This is a genomic window from Burkholderia sp. 9777_1386 (genome assembly GCF_015712265.1).
GTDB lineage: Bacteria > Pseudomonadota > Gammaproteobacteria > Burkholderiales > Burkholderiaceae > Burkholderia > Burkholderia cenocepacia.
Map to the genome: position 1 here is coordinate 32,173 of NZ_JACCQB010000046.1, position 22,193 is coordinate 54,365.

22 protein-coding genes are annotated in these 22,193 nt (G+C 68.5%); 16 read left to right on the plus strand and 6 right to left on the minus strand.

Features of this window, described 5'->3' with window-relative positions:
* Nucleotides 1–191: 191 nt before the first annotated feature.
* The 13 genes from H0X91_RS26970 (at nucleotide 192) to H0X91_RS27030 (ending at nucleotide 13,925) form a co-directional block, all read left to right on the plus strand.
* The gene (locus H0X91_RS26970; protein ID WP_006496743.1) at nucleotides 192–1,802 is read left to right on the plus strand and encodes a S10 family peptidase; all 1,611 of its coding nucleotides are present in this window, start codon (nucleotides 192–194) and stop codon (nucleotides 1,800–1,802) included.
* A gap of 85 nt (nucleotides 1,803–1,887) precedes the next feature.
* Entirely contained in the window at nucleotides 1,888–2,289 is a 402-nt protein-coding gene (locus H0X91_RS26975; protein WP_196433510.1) for an EF-hand domain-containing protein, read from the plus strand.
* A gap of 350 nt (nucleotides 2,290–2,639) precedes the next feature.
* On the plus strand, nucleotides 2,640–3,539 hold the full coding sequence (locus tag H0X91_RS26980) for an IclR family transcriptional regulator (RefSeq protein ID WP_012492967.1): 900 nt from the start codon (nucleotides 2,640–2,642) through the stop codon (nucleotides 3,537–3,539).
* Nucleotides 3,536–4,561: a 2-dehydro-3-deoxygalactonokinase gene (locus H0X91_RS26985; RefSeq protein ID WP_006496741.1), complete on the plus strand. Its 1,026-nt coding sequence runs from the start codon at nucleotides 3,536–3,538 to the stop codon at nucleotides 4,559–4,561. Before H0X91_RS26980 ends, H0X91_RS26985 begins: the two co-directional genes overlap by 4 nt.
* Nucleotides 4,562–4,583: 22 nt before the next feature.
* Nucleotides 4,584–5,261: a 2-dehydro-3-deoxy-6-phosphogalactonate aldolase gene (locus tag H0X91_RS26990; RefSeq protein ID WP_062911024.1), complete on the plus strand. Its 678-nt coding sequence runs from the start codon at nucleotides 4,584–4,586 to the stop codon at nucleotides 5,259–5,261.
* Nucleotides 5,261–6,040: an SDR family oxidoreductase gene (locus H0X91_RS26995; RefSeq protein WP_043205483.1), complete on the plus strand. Its 780-nt coding sequence runs from the start codon at nucleotides 5,261–5,263 to the stop codon at nucleotides 6,038–6,040. Before H0X91_RS26990 ends, H0X91_RS26995 begins: the two co-directional genes overlap by 1 nt.
* 111 nt (nucleotides 6,041–6,151) lie before the next feature.
* A complete protein-coding gene (locus H0X91_RS27000; RefSeq protein ID WP_006491025.1) occupies nucleotides 6,152–7,147 on the plus strand; it encodes an arabinose ABC transporter substrate-binding protein in 996 nt (331 codons plus the stop codon).
* Between the two features lie 67 nt (nucleotides 7,148–7,214).
* Nucleotides 7,215–8,726: an L-arabinose ABC transporter ATP-binding protein AraG gene (araG, locus tag H0X91_RS27005; RefSeq protein WP_006493228.1), complete on the plus strand. Its 1,512-nt coding sequence runs from the start codon at nucleotides 7,215–7,217 to the stop codon at nucleotides 8,724–8,726.
* A gap of 69 nt (nucleotides 8,727–8,795) precedes the next feature.
* Nucleotides 8,796–9,812, plus strand: coding sequence for an L-arabinose ABC transporter permease AraH (araH, locus tag H0X91_RS27010; RefSeq protein ID WP_006491027.1), 1,017 nt, complete (start codon nucleotides 8,796–8,798; stop codon nucleotides 9,810–9,812).
* Nucleotides 9,813–9,840: 28 nt separating this feature from the next.
* Nucleotides 9,841–10,647, plus strand: a complete 807-nt coding sequence (locus tag H0X91_RS27015) for an SDR family NAD(P)-dependent oxidoreductase (protein ID WP_062911023.1) — start codon at nucleotides 9,841–9,843, stop codon at nucleotides 10,645–10,647.
* 50 nt (nucleotides 10,648–10,697) lie between these two features.
* Nucleotides 10,698–11,759 carry an aldose 1-epimerase gene (locus H0X91_RS27020; protein WP_034201038.1) on the plus strand — a complete coding sequence of 354 codons (1,062 nt, stop codon included), beginning with the start codon at nucleotides 10,698–10,700 and terminating at the stop codon, nucleotides 11,757–11,759.
* A 39-nt stretch (nucleotides 11,760–11,798) separates the two neighbouring features.
* Nucleotides 11,799–12,626, plus strand: coding sequence for an orotidine-5'-phosphate decarboxylase (gene pyrF / locus H0X91_RS27025; protein ID WP_006483119.1), 828 nt, complete (start codon nucleotides 11,799–11,801; stop codon nucleotides 12,624–12,626).
* A gap of 240 nt (nucleotides 12,627–12,866) precedes the next feature.
* Nucleotides 12,867–13,925, plus strand: coding sequence for a hypothetical protein (locus tag H0X91_RS27030; RefSeq protein ID WP_006496736.1), 1,059 nt, complete (start codon nucleotides 12,867–12,869; stop codon nucleotides 13,923–13,925).
* Between the two features lie 32 nt (nucleotides 13,926–13,957).
* On the opposite strand, the gene H0X91_RS27035 is transcribed toward H0X91_RS27030, so the two are convergent.
* Genes H0X91_RS27035 through thiL form a run of 3 tightly spaced genes read right to left on the minus strand, consistent with a single transcriptional unit; the run spans nucleotide 13,958 to nucleotide 16,023 of the window.
* Complete coding sequence (locus H0X91_RS27035; protein ID WP_006488662.1) at nucleotides 13,958–14,458, minus strand: CinA family protein; 501 nt, start codon at nucleotides 14,456–14,458, stop codon at nucleotides 13,958–13,960.
* 31 nt (nucleotides 14,459–14,489) lie between these two features.
* Nucleotides 14,490–15,035, minus strand: coding sequence for a phosphatidylglycerophosphatase A family protein (locus H0X91_RS27040; RefSeq protein WP_062884125.1), 546 nt, complete (start codon nucleotides 15,033–15,035; stop codon nucleotides 14,490–14,492).
* Nucleotides 15,025–16,023, minus strand: coding sequence for a thiamine-phosphate kinase (gene thiL / locus H0X91_RS27045; RefSeq protein WP_062911022.1), 999 nt, complete (start codon nucleotides 16,021–16,023; stop codon nucleotides 15,025–15,027). The genes H0X91_RS27040 and thiL overlap by 11 nt, the downstream gene beginning before the upstream one ends.
* A 134-nt stretch (nucleotides 16,024–16,157) precedes the next feature.
* Between thiL and H0X91_RS27050 the strand changes: the two genes are divergently transcribed.
* From H0X91_RS27050 to H0X91_RS27060, 3 genes are all read left to right on the plus strand, one after another.
* Nucleotides 16,158–18,500, plus strand: coding sequence for an NADP-dependent malic enzyme (locus tag H0X91_RS27050; RefSeq protein ID WP_034178301.1), 2,343 nt, complete (start codon nucleotides 16,158–16,160; stop codon nucleotides 18,498–18,500).
* Between the two features lie 375 nt (nucleotides 18,501–18,875).
* Complete coding sequence (locus H0X91_RS27055) at nucleotides 18,876–19,307, plus strand: ribonuclease domain-containing protein (protein WP_006490731.1); 432 nt, start codon at nucleotides 18,876–18,878, stop codon at nucleotides 19,305–19,307.
* Nucleotides 19,308–19,323: 16 nt separating this feature from the next.
* Entirely contained in the window at nucleotides 19,324–19,887 is a 564-nt protein-coding gene (locus H0X91_RS27060) for a barstar family protein (protein ID WP_006476945.1), read from the plus strand.
* A 154-nt stretch (nucleotides 19,888–20,041) separates the two neighbouring features.
* Here the strand turns inward: H0X91_RS27060 and H0X91_RS27065 are convergent, their stop codons facing one another.
* The 3 genes from H0X91_RS27065 to speE all read right to left on the minus strand — a co-directional run bounded on the left by H0X91_RS27065 (nucleotide 20,042) and on the right by speE (nucleotide 22,189).
* Entirely contained in the window at nucleotides 20,042–20,809 is a 768-nt protein-coding gene (locus tag H0X91_RS27065; protein ID WP_062884123.1) for a 16S rRNA (uracil(1498)-N(3))-methyltransferase, read from the minus strand.
* Between the two features lie 17 nt (nucleotides 20,810–20,826).
* The gene (locus tag H0X91_RS27070) at nucleotides 20,827–21,243 is read right to left on the minus strand and encodes a VOC family protein (RefSeq protein ID WP_006485715.1); all 417 of its coding nucleotides are present in this window, start codon (nucleotides 21,241–21,243) and stop codon (nucleotides 20,827–20,829) included.
* An 88-nt stretch (nucleotides 21,244–21,331) separates the two neighbouring features.
* The gene (speE, locus tag H0X91_RS27075) at nucleotides 21,332–22,189 is read right to left on the minus strand and encodes a polyamine aminopropyltransferase (RefSeq protein WP_006496731.1); all 858 of its coding nucleotides are present in this window, start codon (nucleotides 22,187–22,189) and stop codon (nucleotides 21,332–21,334) included.
* Between the last annotated feature and the right edge of the window lie 4 nt (nucleotides 22,190–22,193).

A 22,193-nucleotide genomic window follows, 5' to 3' on the forward strand; every position in this document is an offset into this window, starting at 1 on the left:
ACGTTTCGCGAATCGAAGCATTCCTGAAAGGTGTGCGCTGCACCGCTTGCGCGCCAAATATTTCAAAATTTTTCAAAGCTGACGGGCTCGCGTATATTGGCCAGCGCCTCGGCTTATCGGCCGCAATCGAGGCGGGGGGGGGCTTATCTGGCCGCTCGACACAAAAAACATCCGAGAGAAGGAACGCAACGATGCCAGCGAGCAAAGCGAAGCTGTTGTTGGGGGTGGTGTGTTCTTCGCTGATTCTGACGGCCTGCAACGACGACGTGACGTCGTCGTCTGCCGCGAGCGTCGCGAATTCAGCCGATCCCGCCGGTCAGGTCGACCGCGCGTACAACGATCCGAACAGTTATTCGTCGAGTGCAAACGCGTCGCTCGACGCGTCCGCCGCGGTCGAGAAGGCCGCCGTCACGCACCATCAGATCACGCTGAACGGCAAGACGATCCGGTACACGGCCACCGCCGGCCACCTCGTCGCCCGCAATCCGCAGACGGGCGCGCCCGAAGCATCGTTCTTCTACGTCGCCTACACGGCCGACAACCAGCCCGCGGCGAAGCGGCCCGTCACGTTCCTGTACAACGGCGGCCCCGGCTCGGCGTCGGTGTGGCTGCACCTCGGCTCGTTCGGCCCGCGCCGGATCCAGACCGGCGACCCGAACGCGAACACGTCGACGTTCCCGTTCGTCGACAACCAGGAAACCCTGCTCGACACGACCGACCTCGTGTTCGTCGATGCGATCGGCACCGGCTTCTCGGAAGCGGTCGCGCCGAACACGAACCAGACGTTCTGGGGCGTCGACCAGGACGCCGGCGCGTTCCGCGATTTCGTGACGCGCTACCTGAGCGTGAACCAGCGCAGCGCTTCGCCGAAGTACCTGTTCGGCGAGTCGTACGGCACGCCGCGCACCGACGTGCTCGCGAACCTGCTCGAGACGGCCGGCGTGAAGCTCGACGGCATCGTGCTGCAGTCGTCGATCCTGAACTACAACACCAACTGCGACATGGCGAGCGACTATGTCGGCAACTCGAACAGGGGCGCGAGCCCGGTGAGCTGCGCGGGCTTCGTGCCGTCGTACGGCACGGTCGGCGCGTACTATCAGCTCGACAATCCGAACCCGTCGAACCTGCCGCAGTATGCGGACCAGATGCGCCTGCTGACGGCCGGCAGCTACGCGCCGGCCGTGAACGCGTACCTCGCGAGCCACACGCCGCCGCCGCCGAATCTCGTTACGACGATGGCGAATTCGACCGGCGTGAAGCAGGCGTTGTGGAATGCCGACTTCAACGTGGTCCCGACCTTCTTCGACAACAGCTTCCAGCTGTCGCTGATTCCGGGCACGCTGATCGGCCGCTACGACGCACGCGTGAACGTGCCCGTGTCGAGCCCGCTCGCGGCCGACGGCGATCCGTCCAGCTCGTTCATCACGAAGCCGTTCACCGACACGATCGGCAGCTACCTGCCGAACGAGCTGAAGTACACCGCGCAGTCGGCCTACTCGGTGAGCAGCAATGCGATCAACACGTGGGACTGGACGCACGACGGCCTCGCGATGCCCGACACGATTCCCGATCTGGCCGCGGCGCTGACGCTGAATCCGCAGTTGAAGGTGCTGTCGCTGAACGGGTATCACGACATCGCGACGCCGTTCTACCAGACCGAGCTCGACCTCGCGCGGCTCGGCACGCAACCGAACCTGACGATCAAGGACTATCAGGGCGGGCACATGGTCTATCTCGACGATACGTCGCGTCCGCAGGAGAAAGCCGATCTCGTGACCTTCTACGGCGCGGCCGCGCACTGATGCGATGCGTGAGGCCGGCGACAGGCGCCCCGGGTGGGCGCTGCTCGCCGGCCGTCGACGACCTCATTCCAGACTGGAGCCTGACATGAAGAATCGTTTCATCGTCGTTGCCGCGGCGCTCGCATGCGCCGGCGCCGCAACACCCCTCTCCGCATTCGCGCAGGCGAGCGACGCCGCCGCACCGGCGCGCGCGCGCCAGGCGCAGCTCGGCGACCCGTACGTGCCGCCGGCCGCGCGCCACGCGACCGCCGGCACGCAGACGACCGGCGCCGCGCTGCACGCGCAGGTGGTGCGCAAGCTCGCGCGGCAGTTCAGCGCGGGCGACACGCAGAACACGGGGTCGATCACCGAGGCGCAGGCGCGCGCGGCCGGCCTCGGCTATGTCGCGAACCATTTCCGGCAGATGGATGCCGCCGGTAGCGGCCGCGTGTCGTTCGCGGACGTACAGCGCTACATGCAGGCGCGCAGCAGCACGAGCCAGCAGTAAGCGCGGCACGCGGCGAACAAACGGGGGCGGAACCTGCGGAACGGCGGGTTCCGCCCCCGTGCGCATGGCGCGGCCGGAATGTCGGGCTCGCCGTGGATTTCGCCGGGATTCTCATTATTTGGGCAACGCATTCAAATATTGGAGACGAATGCGCGCGCTCCTACAATCCGAAGCACATCGACAGCTTCGGACCCACGCATCGCGCGGCGCCCGTCGCACACGGAGACACCTTCCATGAAGTTCGCCGGGCGCTTTACTCGGTGCATCGACCGCCGCCACGCCGCCGCATCGGACGCAGTTCCGGCGCCGCGCGGGCGGCTTCACCGATTCCGTTGAAGAAGCCCCGCCCCATGACCAAGATGCCAGACTCCCTTGCCCTCGACGCCCGGCGCGCGATGCCGGACGATGCGTCGCTGACCGACAGCATCGGCGCGACCAGCACGCCGCTCGACCTCGCCGCGCAGCAGGCCGGCACGCAGACGCTGCTGCGCGGCCTCGCGATCCTCGAGGCGATCGCCAACGGCGCGCGCGACATGCGCGCGATCGGCGCCGCGCTCGGCACGACGCGCAGCACGACGCACCGGCTCGTCAGCAGCCTCGTGCAGGCGCGCTATCTGCGCCAGGTGCAGGGCGGCTACCTGCTCGGCCCGAAGCTGATCGAGCTCGGTACGATCGCGCTCGAGCAGATGCCGCTCACCGCGGTGGCGCGGCCGCATCTCGAGGCGCTCGCGGAAGCGACGCTCGACACGATCCATCTCGGCGTGCGCGACGGCGACGACGTGTTGTACATCGACAAGATTCCCGGCACGCGCGGCCTCGAGATGCGCTCGCGCGTCGGCCACCGGATGCCGCTCGCGTCGACGGGTATCGGCAAGGCGATGATGCTCGACCTCGATCCGGACCTGTGGCGCTCGCTGTTCGAGGCCGCGCGGCGCGCGCTGGCCGGCGTCAACTTCAAGCCCGACAACCGGCCCGAGACGAGCGCGTTCCTGCAGCGCATGGCCCATTACGCGGCCGGCGGCTATACGTTCGATCTCGAGGAAAACGAGGCGTCGATCCGCTGCGTGGCCGCACCGATCCGCGACGCGTCGGGTGCGATCGTCGCGGCGGTGTCGGTCGCGAGCACGATTCCGTACATGCCGCACGACCGCATGGACGAACTGATTCCGCTCGTGCAGCGCGAAGCGCGAGCCATTTCCGCGGAACTGGGCTGGAGCCCGCCGCAGGGTACCCGCAGGATCAAACGATGACGACTTCGACCCGGCCCGCTCCGGATGCCAGTTCCGCTTCCCCGTCGCTGATCGCGCTCGACTGGGGCACCACGTCGCTGCGCGCGTATCTGTACGACGCGCACGGCGTGCCGATCGACACGCGCAGCCGGGCGGCCGGCGTGATGCACGTGCCGGGCGGCGGCGCGCGCGCGTTCGACGCGGTGTTCGAGGAAGCGTGCGGCGACTGGCTCGACCGTACGCCCGGCCTGCCGGTGCTCGCCGCCGGGATGGTCGGCAGCGCGCAGGGCTGGCGCGAAGCGCCGTACGTCGCGGTGCCGGCCGGCGCCGACGCGCTCGTCGCGGGGCTCATCACCGTGACGACGTCGCGCGGCGCGACGGTCTCGATCGTGCCGGGCGTGATCGCGACGGGCGAATTGCCCGACGTGATGCGCGGCGAAGAAACGCAGATCGTCGGCGCGCTCGCGAGCGATCCCACGCTTGGCGCCGATCGTTCAGGGGTACTGATCGGCTTGCCGGGCACGCATGCGAAATGGGCGTGGGTGAAGGACGGGCTGATCGAACGCTTCCAGACCTTCATGACCGGCGAGCTGTTCGCGGTGCTGCGCGATCACACGATCCTCGGCCGCACGATGCGCCCGGGTGCGTCGCCCGACCGCGACGCGTTCGTGCGCGGCGTATCGGTCGCACGCGGCGCGCAGCACACGGGGCTGCTCGCGACGATTTTCAGCACGCGCACGCTGGGGCTGACCGACCGGCTCGCGCCCGATGCGCAGGGCGACTACCTGTCGGGCCTGCTGATCGGTCATGAGCTCAATGCGCTCGACGCGATGCTCGCGGAGCGCGGCATCGCGCTCGCCGATCAGCCGCTGCTGCTGATCGGCGACGACGGCTTGTGTTCGCGTTACGTCGATGCGCTCCAGGTATTCGGCCATGCGCATGCGCGCGTGGCCGCGCATGCGACCGAGCTGGGCCTGTGGCGGATCGCGTCGCGTGCCGGGCTCGTGCGCGCGGACGGCGAGCCCGTCTGCGCGGATCAATGAACTGCTTGCAGAGGAACTTTCGATGTCGTCCGACCTGACACTGCCCGCGCCATACACGCCCCACGCCGCGCTGATGCGCGCGTTCGATGCGTGCCCGCTGATCGCGATCATGCGCGGCATCACGCCCGCCGAAGCGGCCGACCACGGCCGCGCGCTCTACGAAGCCGGCTTCCGGATCGTCGAGGTGCCGCTGAACTCGCCGGAGCCGTTCGACAGCATCGCGGAGCTGCGCCGCGCGTTGCCCGACGACATGATCGTTGGCGCGGGCACGGTACTGCGCGCCGAGTACGTGGACCGCGTGCAGGATGCGGGCGGCGCGCTGATCGTGATGCCGCACAGCGACGCAGCCGTGATCCGCCGCGCGCGCGAGCGCGGGCTGGCGAGCGCGCCGGGCGTCGCGACGCCGACCGAAGCGTTCGCGGCGCTGACGAACGGCGCCGACGTGCTGAAGATGTTCCCGGCCGAACAGCTCGGCGTGAGCGTCGTGAAGGCCTGGCGCGCGGTGATCGACCGCGCGGTGCCGCTGATTCCGGTCGGCGGGATCGCGCCGGACAACATGCGGCCGTTCCTCGACGCCGGCGCGAACGGCTTCGGGCTTGGCTCGGCGCTGTATCGCCCGGCCCAGTCTGCCGACACGACCGCGGCGAACGCGCGCGCGTTCCAGGTCGGCTTGCGCGCGGCGCGCGGCGGAGCCGCATGATGGGCCGCCTCGCGGGCAAGGTCGCGATGGTGACGGGCGCGGGCCGCGGCATCGGCGCCGCGATCGCGCGCGCGTTCGTGCGCGAAGGCGCGGCCGTCGCGCTCGTCGATCTCGACTTCCCGCAGGCGCAGCACACGGCCACCGCGATCGCGCACGAATGCGACGGCGCGCGCGTGCTGCCGCTGCAGGCGGACGTCGCGCGGCAGCAGGCGGTGCGCGAGGCGCTCGCGCAGGCCGAAGCGGCATTCGGCCCGCTCGACGTGCTCGTGAACAACGCGGGCATCAACGTGTTCGCCGATCCGTTGACGATGACCGACGACGACTGGCGGCGCTGCTTCGCGGTCGATCTCGACGGCGTGTGGCACGGCTGCCGCGCGGCGCTGGAGGGCATGGTCGAGCGCGGTCGCGGCAGCATCGTGAACATCGCATCGACACATGCGTTCAGGATCATCCCGGGCTGCTTCCCGTATCCGGTCGCGAAACACGGCGTGCTCGGCCTGACGCGTGCGCTCGGCATCGAATACGCGGCGCGCAACGTGCGCGTGAACGCGATCGCGCCGGGCTACATCGAGACGCAACTGACGCGCGACTGGTGGGACGCGCAGCCCGATCCGGCCGCCGCGCGCGCGGAGACGCTCGCGCTGCAGCCGATGAAGCGGATCGGCCGCCCGGAGGAGGTCGCGATGACGGCCGTGTTCCTGGCGTCCGACGAGGCGCCGTTCATCAACGCCGCGTGCATCACCGTCGACGGCGGGCGCGCGGCGCTGTATCACGACTGACGCAAGTGACGTAACGATTCGAAAGACCGCACGTGCGACGGCCGCGCGCACGCTGCGTCGAAACCAACAAGCGGCTGCATCCTGTTCGATGAAAACAAGGAGACACTGGAGATGAAACGCAGAACGTTCGTAACGCTGGCCGCTGCGGCCGCGGTGGTGATGGGCAGCCCGGTCGCGCACGCGGCCGACCCGGTCAAGATCGGCTTCCTGGTGAAGCAGCCTGAGGAGCCGTGGTTCCAGGACGAATGGAAATTCGCCGAGATCGCCGCGAAGCAGAAGGGCTTCACGCTCGTGAAGATCGGCGCGCCGTCCGGCGAGAAGGTGATGAGCGCGATCGACAACCTGTCCGCGCAGAAGGCGCAGGGCTTCATCATCTGCACGCCCGACGTGAAACTCGGGCCGGGCATCGTCGCGAAGGCGAAGTCGCACAACCTGAAGATGATGACGGTCGACGACCGCCTCGTCGACGGCGCGGGCAAGCCGATCGAGTCGGTGCCGCACATGGGGATTTCCGCGTACAACATCGGCAAGCAGGTCGGCGACGGCATCGCGGCCGAGATCAAGAAGCGCGGCTGGGACATGAAGGACGTCGGCGCGATCGACATCACCTACGAGCAGTTGCCGACTGCGCACGACCGCACGAGCGGCGCGACCGACGCGCTGGTCGCCGCCGGCTTCCCGAAGGCGAACGTGATCGCGGCGCCGCAGGCGAAGACCGACACCGAGAACGCGTTCAACGCGGCGAACATCGCACTCACCAAGAACCCGCAGTTCAAGCACTGGGTCGCGTACGGCCTGAACGACGAGGCCGTGCTCGGCGCGGTGCGCGCGGCCGAAGGGCGCGGCTTCAAGGCCGACAACATGATCGGCATCGGCATCGGCGGTTCCGATTCGGCATTGAACGAGTTCAAGAAGCCGCAGCCGACCGGCTTCTACGGCACCGTGATCATCAGCCCGAAGCGCCACGGCGAGGAAACCTCGGACCTGATGTACGCGTGGATCACGCAGGGCAAGGCGCCGCCGCCGCTGACGCTGACGACGGGCATGCTCGCGACGCGCGACAACGTGGCGAAGGTGCGCGAGGAGATGGGGCTCGCGTCGAAGTAAGCGGCCCGCCGGCTGCCGCGGCGATGCGGCGGCCGGCGGTCGATCGATTCTGAAGTGGAGAGACGACGTGTCAGCGGCACTGCGTTTTGACAATATCGGCAAGGTGTTTCCCGGCGTGCGCGCACTCGACGGCATTTCGTTCGACGTGCATGCGGGCGAGGTGCATGGCCTGATGGGCGAGAACGGCGCGGGCAAGTCGACGCTGCTGAAGATTCTCGGCGGCGAATATCAGCCCGATGCGGGCAGCGTGCTGGTCGACGGCCAGCCCGTGCAGTTCGCGAATGCGGCCGCGTCGATCGCGGCCGGCATCGCGGTGATTCACCAGGAATTGCAGTACGTGCCCGACCTGACGGTCGCGGAAAACCTGCTGCTCGGCCGCCTGCCGAACGCGTTCGGCTGGGTGAGGAAACGCGAGGCGAAGCGTTACGTGCGCGAGCGGCTCGCCGAGATGGGCGTCGATCTCGATCCCGATGCGCGGCTCGGGCGGCTGTCGATCGCGCAGCGGCAGATGGTCGAGATCTGCAAGGCGCTGATGCGCAACGCGCGCGTGATCGCGCTCGACGAACCGACGAGCTCGCTGTCGCATCGCGAGACGGAAGTGCTGTTCAAGCTGGTCGACGACCTGCGTGCGCAGGGCCGCGCGCTGATCTACATCTCGCACCGGATGGACGAGATCTACCGGCTGTGCGATGCGTGCACGATCTTTCGCGACGGCCGCAAGATCGCGTCGCACGAAGCGCTGGCCGACGTGCCGCGCGAGCGGCTCGTCGCCGAGATGGTCGGGCGCGAGATCGCGGACATCTACCATTACGCGCCGCGCGCGCTCGGCGACGTGCGGTTTTCCGCCGAAGGCATCGACGGGCCGGCATTGCGCGAACCGGCGAGCTTCTCGGTGCGCGCGGGCGAGATCGTCGGCTTCTTCGGGCTCGTCGGCGCGGGTCGCAGCGAGCTGATGCGGCTCGTGTACGGCGCGGACCGCCGGCGCGCGGGCGTGCTGACGCTCGACGGCGCGCGCATCGACGTGAAGCGCACGGGCGACGCGATCCGCCACGGCATCGTGCTGTGCCCCGAGGACCGCAAGGAAGAAGGGATCATCGCGATCGCGTCGGTCGCGGAGAACATCAACATCAGCTGCCGCCGCCATTCGCTGCGCGCGGGTCTGTTCATCAACGGCAAGGCCGAGAGCGAAACGGCCGACCGCTTCATCCAGCGGCTGAAGATCAAGACGCCGAACCGGCGCCAGAAGATCCGCTTCCTGTCGGGCGGCAACCAGCAGAAGGCGATCCTGTCGCGCTGGCTCGCGGAGCCCGACCTGAAGGTCGTGATCCTCGACGAGCCGACGCGCGGCATCGACGTCGGCGCGAAGCACGAGATCTACGACGTGATCTACCGGCTCGCGGAGCGCGGCTGCGCGATCGTGATGGTGTCGTCGGAACTGCCGGAAGTGCTCGGCGTGTCCGACCGCGTCGTCGTGATGCGCGAAGGCCGGATCGCCGGCGAGCTGCCGCGCGCGCAGGCGAACGAGCACGCGGTGCTGAACCTCGCGCTGCCGCAGACGAGCGCGGCCGAGGCGGCCTGACGCGGCATACGACATTCGAATCGAACACGCGCGGCGCGGGCCGCGCGATGCAGGAGCAGGAGACACATCATGCAAGTCAACGAAAACCTGGCCAGCGCCGCCGTGAAGCCGTCGGCCGACGCGCTGGTTCCGCAGCAGAGCGACCGCCAGAAGTGGTGGCAGCATCTGACCGAATACAGCCTGATCGCGATCTTCGCGGTGATGTTCATCACGATGTCGCTGACCGTCGATCACTTCTTCTCGATCGACAACATGCTCGGCCTCGCGCTGTCGATCTCGCAGATCGGCATGGTCGCGTGCACGATGATGTTCTGTCTCGCGTCGCGCGACTTCGACCTGTCGATCGGCTCGACCGTCGCGTTCTCGGGCGTGCTGTGCGCGATGGTGCTGAACGCGACCGACAACACGTTCGTCGCGATCGTCGCGGCGGTCGCGGCCGGCGCCGCGATCGGCTTCGTGAACGGCGCGGTGATCGCGTACCTGCGCATCAACGCGCTGATCACGACGCTCGCGACGATGGAGATCGTGCGCGGGCTCGGCTTCATCGTGTCGAAGGGGCAGGCGGTCGGCGTGTCGTCGGATACCTTCATCGCGCTCGGCGGGATGTCGATGTTCGGCGTGTCGCTGCCGATCTGGGTCACGCTGCTGTGCTTCATCGGCTTCGGCGTGCTGCTGAACCAGACCGTGTACGGCCGCAACACGCTCGCGATCGGCGGCAATCCGGAAGCGTCGCGGCTCGCGGGGATCAACGTCGAACGCACGCGCGTGTACATCTTCCTGATCCAGGGCGCGGTCACAGCCCTCGCGGGCGTGATTCTCGCGTCGCGCATCACGTCGGGCCAGCCGAACGCCGCGCAGGGCTTCGAGCTGAACGTGATCTCCGCGTGCGTGCTCGGCGGCGTGTCGCTGATGGGCGGCCGCGCGACGATCTCGGGCGTCGTGATCGGCGTGCTGATCATGGGCACCGTCGAGAACGTGATGAACCTGCTGAACATCGACGCGTTCTACCAGTACCTCGTGCGTGGCGCGATCCTGCTCGCGGCCGTGCTGCTCGACCAGCTGAAGAACCGCGGCGTACGCGACTGACCGACCTGTTTCCACGGAGACGATCCGCATGACCATCGATACTTCCGCGCCGGACTCGCACGCCGCGAGCGACGCGCGCTTCGCGCGCTACCCGAGCCTCGAGGATCGCGCGGTGCTGATCACGGGCGGCGCGACCGGCATCGGCGCGTCGTTCGTCGAGCACTTCGCCGAACAGGGCGCGCGCGTCGCGTTCGTCGATCTCGACGCGGCGGCCGGCGCCGCGCTGGCCGAACGCCTCGCGCGCGCGCGCCATGCGCCGCTGTTCCTGCCGTGCGACCTGACCGACATCGATGCGCTGCGCGGGGCGATCGACGCGATCCGCGCGCGCATCGGCGCGATCGCGGTGCTCGTGAACAACGCGGCGAACGACACGCGCCACGCGATTGGCGACGTGACGCCCGCGTCGTTCGACGCGGGCATCGCGGTGAACCTGCGTCACCAGTTCTTCGCCGCGCAGGCGGTGATTGACGACATGAAGCGGCAGGGCGGCGGCGCGATCATCAATCTCGGCTCGATCAGCTGGATGCTGAAGAACGGCGGCTATCCCGTCTACGTGATGGCGAAGGCGGCCGTGCAGGGCCTGACGCGCGGCCTCGCGCGCGATCTCGGCCCGTTCGGCATCCGCGTGAATTCGCTGGTGCCGGGCTGGGTGATGACCGACAAGCAGCGCCGGCTGTGGCTCGACGACGCGGGCCGCGCGGCGATCAAGGCCGGCCAGTGCATCGACGCCGAACTATTGCCGGCCGACCTCGCCCGGATGGCGCTGTTTCTCGCGGCCGACGACAGCCGGATGATCACCGCGCAGGACGTGATCGTCGACGGCGGCTGGGCCTGACCGTTCGCACCGACCTGCATCGTTTCTTCGACGAAGGAAAGGAGCTCACCATGACCGCCACGTCCTCGCGCGCATCGTCGTCCACCAGCCAGTCGCGCCGCGCGCGCCTGGCCGCCGCCGCCCAGCCGGTCAGCCCCGGCCCGCAGACGGCCGTGTTCGCGCAGGGCGTCGGCGCCGCGCATGCGGCGGCCGTCACGCTGTCGAACGCGTCGCTGCGGCTCGACGTGCTGCCGCACCTCGGCGGCGGCATCGCGCGCTTCGACTGGCGCGGCGAGAACGGCGCGCTGGTGCCGGTGTTCCGCCGTTGCGAGCACCCGGAGACGGCGACGGACCCGAATGAGCTCGCGTGCTATCCGCTGCTGCCGTACTCGAACCGGATCGGCGACGGGCGCTTCGAATGCGACGGGCGCAAGGTCGCGGTGCCGCGCAACCGTCGCGACGAGCCGCTGCCGATCCACGGCGACGGCTGGCTCGCGCCGTGGCAGGTCGACGATGCGACCGACACGTCGCTGCAACTGTCGCTCGACCGGACGGCCGGCGCGCCGTATGCATTCCGCGCGATCCAGTCGTTCGAGCTCGACGACGCGACGCTGTCGATCGCGCTGACGATCGAGAACGCGGGACGCGCGCGGCTGCCGTTCGGGCTCGGCGTGCATCCGTTCCTGGTGCGCGATGCGGCGACCGAGCTGGCCGCGGCGGCGGGCGGCCTGTGGCTGTCGGGCGCCGATTTCCTGCCGGTGCGGCACGTCAGCGTGCCGCCGGCCTGGCAGTTCGGCGTCGCGTATCCGCTGCCGGCCACGCTCGTCAATCACGCGTTCACCGGCTGGGGCGGCCACGCGACGGTGAGCTGGCCGCGCCGGCGGCTGTCGCTGACCGTCGCGGCCGACGCCGACGCATACGTGCTCTACACGCCGCCGGGCGAGGATTTCTTCTGCTTCGAGCCGGTCGATCATCCGATCAATGCGGTGAACCTGCCGGGCGGCGCGGCCGCGCACGGGATGACGCTGCTCGCGCCCGGCGAGCGGCTCACGCGGCGTTTCGCGTTCACCGTCGAGCGCGCCGATGCGCGCAGCAATGCCGCGACACACGAGGGGCGCCGGCGACGCGGGTAAAATACGCGGTCTACCAACGGTTTGCCGCGAGTACCCGCCATGTCTTCCCCGCTTACTTTCATCGAATCGCTGCGCGCCGCGTGGCAACGCACGAATTCGCTGCTGTGCGTCGGCCTCGACCCCGAGCCGTCGCGCTTTCCCGTGCAGTTCGACGGCCAGCCCGACGCGATCTTCGAATTCTGCCGGCAGATCGTCGATGCGACCGCGCCGTACGCGAGCGCGTTCAAGCCGCAGATCGCCTACTTCGCCGCGCATCGCGCGGAAGACCAGCTCGAACGGTTGATCGCGCACATCCATCTGCAGCATCCGGGCCTGCCCGTGATCCTCGACGCGAAGCGCGGCGACATCGGCAGCACGGCCGAGCAGTATGCACGCGAGGCGTTCGAGCGCTATCGCGCGGACGCCGTCACCGTGAATCCGTACATGGGCTACGACTCGGTCGAGCCGTACTTCGAGCATGAAGGCAAGGGCGTGATCGTGCTGTGCCGCACGTCGAACCCGGGCGGCTCGGACCTGCAGTTCCTCGACACGAACGGCCGGCCGCTGTACCAGGTGGTCGCCGACCTCGCGGCGAACAAATGGAACGCGAAGAACGGCCAGCTCGGCCTCGTGGTCGGCGCGACGTTCCCGAAGGAGATCGAGATCGTGCGCGGGATCGTCGGCGACATGCCGCTCCTGATTCCCGGCATCGGCGCGCAGGGCGGCGACGTGCAGGCGACCGTCAACGCAGGCCGCACGGCGGACGGCACCGGGATGATGATCAACTCGTCGCGCGCGATCCTGTACGCGAGCAAGGGCGAGGATTTCGCCGAAGCCGCGGCGCTCGCCGCGCAGAAGACGCGCGACACGATCAACGCGCATCGCTGATCGGCCGCACCGGTGGTCCGGGCCGGCGCCAGCGCCCGCCCGGGCAGCCGGCGCCGGCGTGCTCCCGCGCGCGAGCCCGCCGCTTCCCTCCCGTTTTTCCGCTCCTCTGCCGGCCCGGCGCGCGCTGGCGCACGCGGACAACTTCCCGTCGCTTCCGCACCGCATCCCCGCGCACCAATCGCGCGATGCTGCGGCTTGTCATCGATCCGTCACGAAAACGTCAAGAAAGGGAGCGACGCCATGCCCAAGCTGTCCCGCCGTCTTCTGAGCGCGTTCGCCGCGTCGCTGTGCATGACGTTCGCCCATGCGGCGGATCTGTCGCACTGGCCGGCCGACAGCGCGAAGGCGCTGAACGCGATGATCGCCGCGCACGCGAACCGCGGCGACTACGCGGTGTTCGACGCCGACAACACGACCTACCGCTACGACCTCGAGGAATCGCTGCTGCCGTACCTCGAGAACCGCGGCGTGCTGACGCGCGACGCGCTCGACCCGTCGCTGAAGCTGATCCCGTTCAAGGATTCCGCCGACTACAAGGAGTCGCTGACGAGCTACTACTACCGGCTGTGCGAGATCGACGATCTGGTCTGCTATCCGTGGATCGCGCAGGCGTTCGCCGGCCAGTCGCTCGCCGACCTGAAGCGCCACGTCGACGCGATGCTCGCCGACGGCAAGCCGATCCCGATCCGCTATTGGCAGGGTGACAAGGTGGTCGACGGCACGGTCAATCCGCCGCGCTTCTTCCGCGGGATGCAGGAGCTGTACAACGCGCTGCGCGAGAACGGCATCGAGGTCTACGTGATGACAGCCGCGCACGAGGAGCTCGCGCGGCTCGTGCTGGCCGACCCGAAGTACGGCTACAACGTGAAGCCGCAGAACGTGATCGGCGTGACGACGCTGCTGCGCAATCCGGCGACCGGCGCGCTGACGACGTCGCGGCTGCAGATCAAGGCCGGCAAGTACGACGAGGCCGCGAACCGCGCGCTGGTGATCACGCCGTTCCTGATGAACCCGATGACGTGGTACGAAGGCAAGCTCGGTTCGATCGTCGGCTGGATCGACCAGTGGAAGAAGCCGGTGCTCGTCGCGGGCGACACGCCGACGTCCGACGGCTACATGCTGCTGAACGCGACCGACGTCGCGCGCGGCGGCGTGCGCGTGTGGGTCAACAAGAAGGACAAGCAGATGGCGCAGATCCGCGCGTGGTCGGACGAATCGGCCGCGAAGCAGAAGTCGCTCGGCCTGCCGGTGACGGCGGACAAGAACTGGATCGTCGTGAAGCCCGACGCGATTCAATAACCGAACAGGGGCGCGGCACGCGCCCGGGCCGGTCAGCCTTCGCGCTCGTCGAGCAGCTTCAGCAGCCCGCGCAGTGCATGCGCGGCTGCCTGCGTGCGGATCTGTTCGCGATCGCCCTTGAACACAAGCGTCTCGACATCGGTATGCAGCCGGTTGCTCCAGCCGAACGACACGGTGCCGACCGGCTTCTTCTCGCTGCCGCCGGCCGGGCCCGCGATGCCGGTGACGGACAGCGCGACCTGCGCGCGGCTGTTGCGCAGCGCGCCTTCGGCCATCGCGCGCGCGACGGGCTCGCTGACCGCGCCGTGCTTGTCGATCAGGTCGGCGGGCACGCCGATCATCTCGATCTTGGCCTGGTTCGAGTACGTGACGAAGCCGCGCTCGAACCACTGGCTGCTGCCGGAAATGTCGGTGATCGCCGTGGCGATCATCCCGCCGGTGCAGGATTCGGCGGTGGCGAGCGTGAGGTGCTCGTCACGCAGCTTGTTGCCTGCGCGGATCGCAAGCTGATGGACGACGGAATCGGTTGGCATGCGCGTCGGGAAACGGGAGTCGGGAAATCGGTCAGCCGCCGACGGAGCGCCACAGAGCGATCACGAGCAGCGTCATGAACGCGGCGACCAGGTCGTCGACCATGATGCCGAGCCCGCCTTTCAGGCGGCGGTCGAAGTAGCGGATCGGCGGCGGCTTGAGCATGTCGAAGAAGCGGAACGCGACGAACGCCCACAGCTGACCGACGAAGGTCGCGGGCGTGACGAACAGCATCACGAGCCAGATCGCGACGATCTCGTCCCAGACGACGGCGCCCGGATCGGACACGCCGGCCTTTCTCGCGGTGAAACCGGTGACCCACGCGCCGGCCACGAAGCCGACGGCGATCAGCGCCCACCATTCGGGCACCGTCAGGTAGCGGTTGAGCACGACGAACGTGAGCCAGCCGAACAGCGAGCCGAACGTGCCGGGCATGATCGGCGCGAGGCCGCTGCCGAAGCCGAGCGACACGAGATGCGCAGGGTGCGACAGCATGAAGCGGGCCGTCACGCGGGTCGGCGCGGGTGGCGCGGCGCCGGGCTCGGCCGCGGCGGGCGCGGGCGTCGGATCAGTCTGCATGGAAGTGGTCGAAGCCGTGCAACGTGAGAGCGAGGGGCGCGCCGGCGGCGTCGCGCCACGCGATGGCGGGGTGCGCCGACGGCGCGGACAACGCGCGTATTGTACCGATTCGCGTGACCGGCACGCCGACCGCGGCGCCCGCCGCTTCGACCGCCGCGCGGGCTGCCACCGGCGCGGTGAAGCACAGTTCGTAGTCGTCGCCGCCCGCCAGCGTGCAGCGGCGCTGCACGTCGGCCGGCAGCGTCGCGAGCGCGGCCGAGCGCGGCACCGCGTCGGCGTCGATCTCGGCGCGTACGTTCGAGCGCGTCAGGATGTGCTGGAGATCGCCGGCCAAGCCGTCCGACAGGTCGAGCGCCGCGTGCGCGACGCCCGCGAGCGCGAGGCCGAGCGCGACGCGCGGTTCGGGCCGCTCGAGCGCGTGCCGGAACGCGGCGACTTCGTCCGCGCCGGCCGTCCACTCGCCGCGGGCGACGCCGAGGCCCGCGCGCGCGTCGCCGAGCGCGCCGGATACCCACACGTCGTCGCCGTCGCGCGCGGCATCGCGCCGCAGCGCCGCGTCCGGCGCGACTTCGCCGAACACGGTCACGCACAGGTTCAGTGGCCCGCTCGTCGTGTCGCCGCCGATCAGCTCGCAGCCGTATCGCTCGGCCAGCGCGAACAGCCCGTTGCTGAAGGCCTCGAGCCACGCCGCATCGGCGCGCGGCAGCGCGCATGCGAGCGTGAACGCGCGCGGCTCAGCGCCCATCGCGGCGAGATCCGACAGGTTGACCGCGAGCGTCTTGTGACCGAGCGCGTCGGGCGCGACGTCGGGGAAGAAATGTCGGCCTTCCACCAGCATGTCCGTCGAAACGGCCAGCAATTTCCCGGATCGGGGCGCAATCAGTGCGCAATCGTCGCCGATGCCGAGCGTCGACGCGCGCGCGCCCTGCGCGGCGCGGCGCGTGAAGAAGCGTTCGATCAGCGAAAACTCGGAGAGGGCGGCTGGCACGGCGGGCGATCCGAAACGGTGAAAGGAACGGCATTGTACGAGGCGAGTGGCGGCGCTCCTGCACTATCCAGTACATTTTTGTCGCGGCTGTTGCACCCGAATCGCCGGTCTGGCGGCCGATGATTGGCGCTACAATGCCGTCGAACAGTTATTCTAATCCGCCCGTCACGAGACACATGTCCACCCAAGCCTCCTCCAAAGCCAAGCTGCGCGAAGCCGCGCTCGACTATCACGAATTTCCGACCCCCGGCAAAATCGCGATCGCCCCGACCAAGCAGATGATCAACCAGCGCGACCTCGCGCTCGCGTATTCGCCGGGCGTGGCGTACGCGTGCGAGGAGATCGTCGAGAATCCGCTCAACGCGGCGCGTTTCACCGCGCGCAGCAACCTGGTCGGCGTCGTGACGAACGGCACGGCGGTGCTCGGTCTCGGCAACATCGGCCCGCTCGCGTCGAAGCCGGTGATGGAAGGCAAGGCCGTGCTGTTCAAGAAGTTCGCGGGCATCGACGTGTTCGACATCGAGCTGAACGAGTCGGACCCGCACAAGCTCGTCGACGTGATCGCCGCGCTGGAGCCGACCTTCGGCGGGATCAACCTCGAAGACATCAAGGCGCCGGACTGCTTCATCGTCGAGCGCGAAGCGCGCAAGCGGATGAAGATCCCGGTGTTCCACGACGACCAGCACGGCACCGCGATCGTCGTGGCCGCGGCCGTCACGAACGGCCTGAAGGTCGTCGGCAAGGACATCAAGAAGGTCAAGCTGGTGGCGTCCGGTGCGGGCGCTGCCGCGCTCGCGTGTCTCGACCTGCTGGTCGACATCGGGCTGCCGCTCGAGAACATCACGGTGACCGACCTGGCCGGCGTGGTCTACAAGGGTCGCGCCGAGCTGATGGATCCGGACAAGGAGCGTTTCGCGCGCGAGACCGACGCGCGCACGCTGGCCGAGGTGATCGACGGCGCGGACATCTTCCTCGGGCTGTCGGCCGCCGGCGTGCTGAAGCAGGAGATGGTGAAGGGCATGGCCGAGCGCCCGCTGATCCTCGCGCTCGCGAACCCGACGCCGGAAATCCTGCCGGAGCTCGCGCTCGAAGTGCGCCCGGACGCCGTGCTGGCCACCGGCCGCACCGATTACCCGAACCAGGTCAACAACGTCCTGTGCTTCCCGTTCATCTTCCGCGGCGCGCTCGACGTCGGCGCGACGACGATCACGCGTGAAATGGAGATCGCGGCCGTCAACGCGATCGCCGAGCTCGCGCAGCACGAGCAGAGCGACATCGTCGCGACCGCATACGGTATCCAGGATCTGTCGTTCGGGCCCGAATACCTGATTCCGAAGCCGTTCGATCCGCGCCTGATCGTGAAGATCGCGCCGGCCGTCGCGCAGGCCGCGATGGACGGCGGCGTCGCGACCCGCCCGATCGAGGACATGGAGGCGTACCGCGTCCATCTGCAGCAGTTCGTGTATCACAGCGGCACGACGATGAAGCCGATCTTCCAGATCGCGCGCGCCGCGCCGGAAGAGAAGAAGCGCGTGGTGTTCGCGGAAGGCGAAGAAGAGCGCGTGTTGCGTGCCGTTCAGATCATCGTCGACGAAAAGCTCGCGAAGCCGATCCTAATCGGCCGCCCGTCGGTGATCGAGCACCGTATCCAGCGCTACGGCCTGCGCCTCACGCCCGGCACCGATTTCACGGTCGTCAACACCGAGCACGACGAGCGTTACCGCGACTTCTGGCAGACGTACCACAAGATGATGGCGCGCAAGGGTATCAGCGAGCAGCTCGCGCGCGTCGAAATGCGTCGCCGCACGACGCTGATCGGCTCGATGCTGGTGAAGAAGGGCGAAGCGGACGGGATGATCTGCGGCACGATCAGCACCACGCACCGCCACCTGCACTTCATCGACCAGGTGATCGGCAAACGTCCGGGCTGCAGCGTGTACGCGGCGATGAACGGCCTCGTGCTGCCGGGCCGCCAGATTTTCCTCGTGGATACGCACGTGAACGTCGATCCGACCCCGGAAGAACTGGCCGAGATCACGATCATGGCCGCGGAAGAAGTGCGCCGGTTCGGCATCGAGCCGAAGGTCGCGCTGTTGTCGCACTCGAATTTCGGCACGAGCAATGCACCGTCGGCGAAGAAGATGCGCGATACGCTCGCGATCCTGCAGGAAACCGCACCGGAACTGAAGGTCGACGGCGAAATGCACGGCGACGTCGCGCTCGACGCGGCGCTGCGCAAGGAGATCCTGCCGGAATCGACGCTGGAAGGCGACGCGAACCTGCTGATCCTGCCGAACATCGACGCCGCCAACATCGCGTACAACCTGCTGAAGACGGCCGCCGGCAACAACATCGCGATCGGGCCGATCCTGCTGGGCGCCGCGCAGCCGGTGCACGTGCTGACCGAATCGGCGACCGTTCGTCGCATCGTCAACATGGCGGCGCTGCTGGTCGCCGACGTGAACGCCGCGCGCTGAGCCAGAACGAACGCGCCACCCGGTCGAACCGGCGTGGCGCGTCCGGGAAAATTGTAAACAAAAGCAAAAAGAGGCGTGCCCGCAACGGGCACGCCGCCGGGCAGGGCGCACACGCGCTTCCCGCAAAGCAACAGCAGCATCTCTCCACTCCAGGCAGCGAGCGAGGCAAGGAGTAGTTCTTGCCCACCGAGAGGTGCCGCACGCATTCTATCTTATGTAAGATAAATGTAGTGCGATTTCGGTAAAAAATGCGGAATTCGCGGCATCGCGAGGCTTTCGATTCCCAAACGGACATTGATTCGCGCGGCCAATAACGCTACGCTAACGCCTTTGTTGGTCGTCAACTACTTGATTTAACAGCGGGAACCCTGGTTCATGGCACGCAAGTGGCTCCGCAACGGCGCGCTCGCGTCCGTCTTCGCGATGTTCGCGATGGGTATCGTCGGCACGCCGACGGGCAGTCTGGTTTCCGCCGCTTACGCACGGGAGGCCGTTCCGGCCGACGTGGCTGCCAGCGGGCTCGATACGATCCCGACTGCCAGTCTTCCGCGCGAGGCCGTGACCACGCTAAGCCTGATCGCCGCCGGCGGCCCCTATCCGTACGAGAAAGACGGCGTCGTATTCGGCAATCGCGAGCGGATCCTGCCGAAGGCGAAGCGCGGCTACTACCATGAGTACACGGTGCCGACGCCGCGTGCGCGCAATCGCGGCGCGCGCCGGATCGTCTGTGGCGGTCCGTTGCGCCGGATCGACAACTGTTATTACACGGGCGACCACTACAACAGTTTTAAACGTATTGTTGAATGACTTCGGGACGAATGGCATGAGCGACTCCATCTACGCGCACGATACGGCGGCGGCGGAACTGTTCGCGGCCGGCGACGGCAATCTGTTTCAGCGTGTGATTCAGCTGCACGCGGCGGCGCAGGCCGGCGGCACGCCGGAGCAACAGGAAGCCGAGCCCGGGCTTTCATCGAACGAGGAGCCTATGAGCCTTTTCACGACCGTGCGACCCAATCTCGTGCAGTCGATCCGCGCGTTCCGCGTGCAGGATCTCGCCGACGAAGCCGGTCGGCTCGGCCAGCATTTCCTGTATGCGTATTGCGGCGCCGCGCAGTCGAAGCAGGAAGTGATGGAAACGATCGCGACCTCGTTCCTGTTTCCGAAGCATTTCGGGAAGAACTACGACGCGCTGTACGACTGCCTGACCGACCTCGTTGCGAAGGCCGGCGCGCAGCCCGGTTTCGTGATCGTCCTCGAAGGGCTGCCGATCGCGCAGAAATTCGACAAGGAAGGGCGCGAAACGCTGCTCGACGTGTTTCGCGAGGCGGCCGAATTCTGGGCCGAGCGCAAGGTCGCGTTCCGCGTGTTCTACTCGTTCGCGTAAGCGCATCGGTCCGCGTGGCCGATTCGCCGAACGACCCGTCAAAAGCCCGCTTCGAGCGGGCTTTTTTGCGTCTGCGATTCGCGTCCGGCTGCAGGGCGTGGCGCGCGAAGCACGGTGTGGGGCGAGCCGTTGAACGCGGCGCGCCGACGCGCTTTTACCACCCGCCCCAGCGCGCCGCCAACGCCGCCAGCACGGCCGCCCCGGCCGTCTCGGTACGCAGCACGCGCGGCCCGAGCGACAGCGCGGTGAACCCGCGTGCGCGGGCTGCATTTTCCTCCTCGGGCGACAGCCCGCCTTCGGGCCCGATCAGCAGCGTGACGGCGGCCGCGGGCGGCGCGTCGGGCAGCGACGCGAACGGGATGCTCGCGCGCGGCGACAGCAGCAGCCGCAGTTCGCCGTCGGCCGGAGCGGCAGGCAGCGCGTCGAGCCATGCATTGAAGCCGATGACCGGCGCGACGTCGGGCACGCGGTTGCGGCCGCATTGCTCGCACGACGCGCGCACGACGCCGCGCCAGTGCGCGACGCGCTTGTCCGCGCGTTCGCCGGACAGCTTCACGACGCCACGCGCGGTCGACAGCGGCACGACCGCTGCGACGCCGAGCTCGACGGCCTTCTCGATCACCCAGTCCATCTTGTCGCCGCCGGCGATTCCCTGCGCGAGCGTCACGCGATAGGGCGGCTCGGCCTCGGCGGGCTCGAACGAATCGACCTGCACGAGCGCGCTGCGCTTGTCGACCTCGACGAGCCGCGCGCGGTACTGGCCGCCCGTGCCGTCGAACAGCGCGAGCACGTCGCCGGGCTGCAGGCGCAGCACCTGCACGTGGCGCGCGACGTCGGCCGGCAACGCGAGCGTGGCGTCGGCGCGCAGCGCGGCGTCGACGAAAAAGCGCGGCACGGCCGCGGTGGTGGTGGCTTCGGTCATGCGTGTGGCGGTTTCGGTCATGCGTCGAGACGGCACCCGAGCGCCCAGCGGTAGCCGTCGAGATCCTCGATCTGCGCGAACCGGTCGCCCCAGAACTGATCCTGCGGCGCGCTCAGCGATTTCGCGCCCGCGTCGAGCGCGCGCTGCCAGGTGGCGTCGACGTCGTCGACATACAGATAGAACGATTGCGGCGCGGTGGCGTTCGCGTGCTTCGGCGTGAGCGCGGGCGAGCCGAACGCGCCTTCGGGCGCGAACATCACGATCAGCTGGCCGCGATAGGCCATCTCGACGTGCATGATCGCGCCGTCCTCGTCGTGCACGTCGCGCACCGTGAAGCCGAATGCGGCCTGGAAGAACTCGATGGCCGCGCGCGCGTTGCGCACGGCCAGGTAGGGCGTCAACCAAGGCACGTTGGCCGGACGTGGATCGGTCATGAAAATCTCCTGTTGCACAGTGTCGGCGCTTCTCGCGCCTGCGCCGGTCTCATGCTGGAACAACGGAACGTTGCGGCCGTCCGGATGTTCAGCGGCGAACGCCCAGTGTATCGCGCAGCGCGCGCGGCAGGGCAAAGAGGGACGCATGCAGTCGCGCATCGTAGTAGCGCAGGCCGTGGACGCGGCGGGCCGCGAGCCGTTCGTCGACGTCGTGCGCGAACAGCGCGGCCGCATCGAGCGTGTCGCTCGCGATCGCCATCAGCCATTGCGAGCCGTACAGCGGCACGTGCGCGGACAGCGGATCGACGACCGCGAAGCTCGCGCGCAGGTCGTCGAGCAGCGCCGCGATGCGCGCGGCGTGGAACACCGGCGAGCCGAGATGCATCGAGATCGCGCCGCAGCGCGTGAGGATCCGCTTGAGCCGCGCGTAGAACGCGCGCGTATAGAGGCCGGACGCCGGCGAATCGGGCGGCGTGAGGTCGAACACGACGAGATCGAAATGTTCGATCGTCGCCTCGACGAAATGCGCGGCGTCGCCGATCACGACCTCGACGCGCGGGTCGTCGAGCGCACCCTGGTGCACGTCGTCGAGATAGCGGCGCGCCATCCCGACCACCTCGTCGTCGAGTTCGGCGATCACGATCCGTTCGATGCACGCGTGCTTGAGCAACTGACGCGCGGCGCCGCCGTCGCCGCCGCCGAGCACGAGCGCCTTCTTCGGCGACGGATGCGCGAGCGCGGCCGGGTGCGTCATGCACTCGTGATACACGTACTCGTCGCCGACCGACGTCATCGGCCGGCCGTCCAGCGTGAACAGCCGGCCGAGCTGCGGGGTTTCCCAGACTTCGATCTGCTGGTGCGGGGACGCGACGTGCGCGAGCCGCCGCGCATTCGGGAAGCCGTAGGTGGCGTCGGGCGTAGGGTGAAAGAGAAGGGTGGTGCTCACGGGC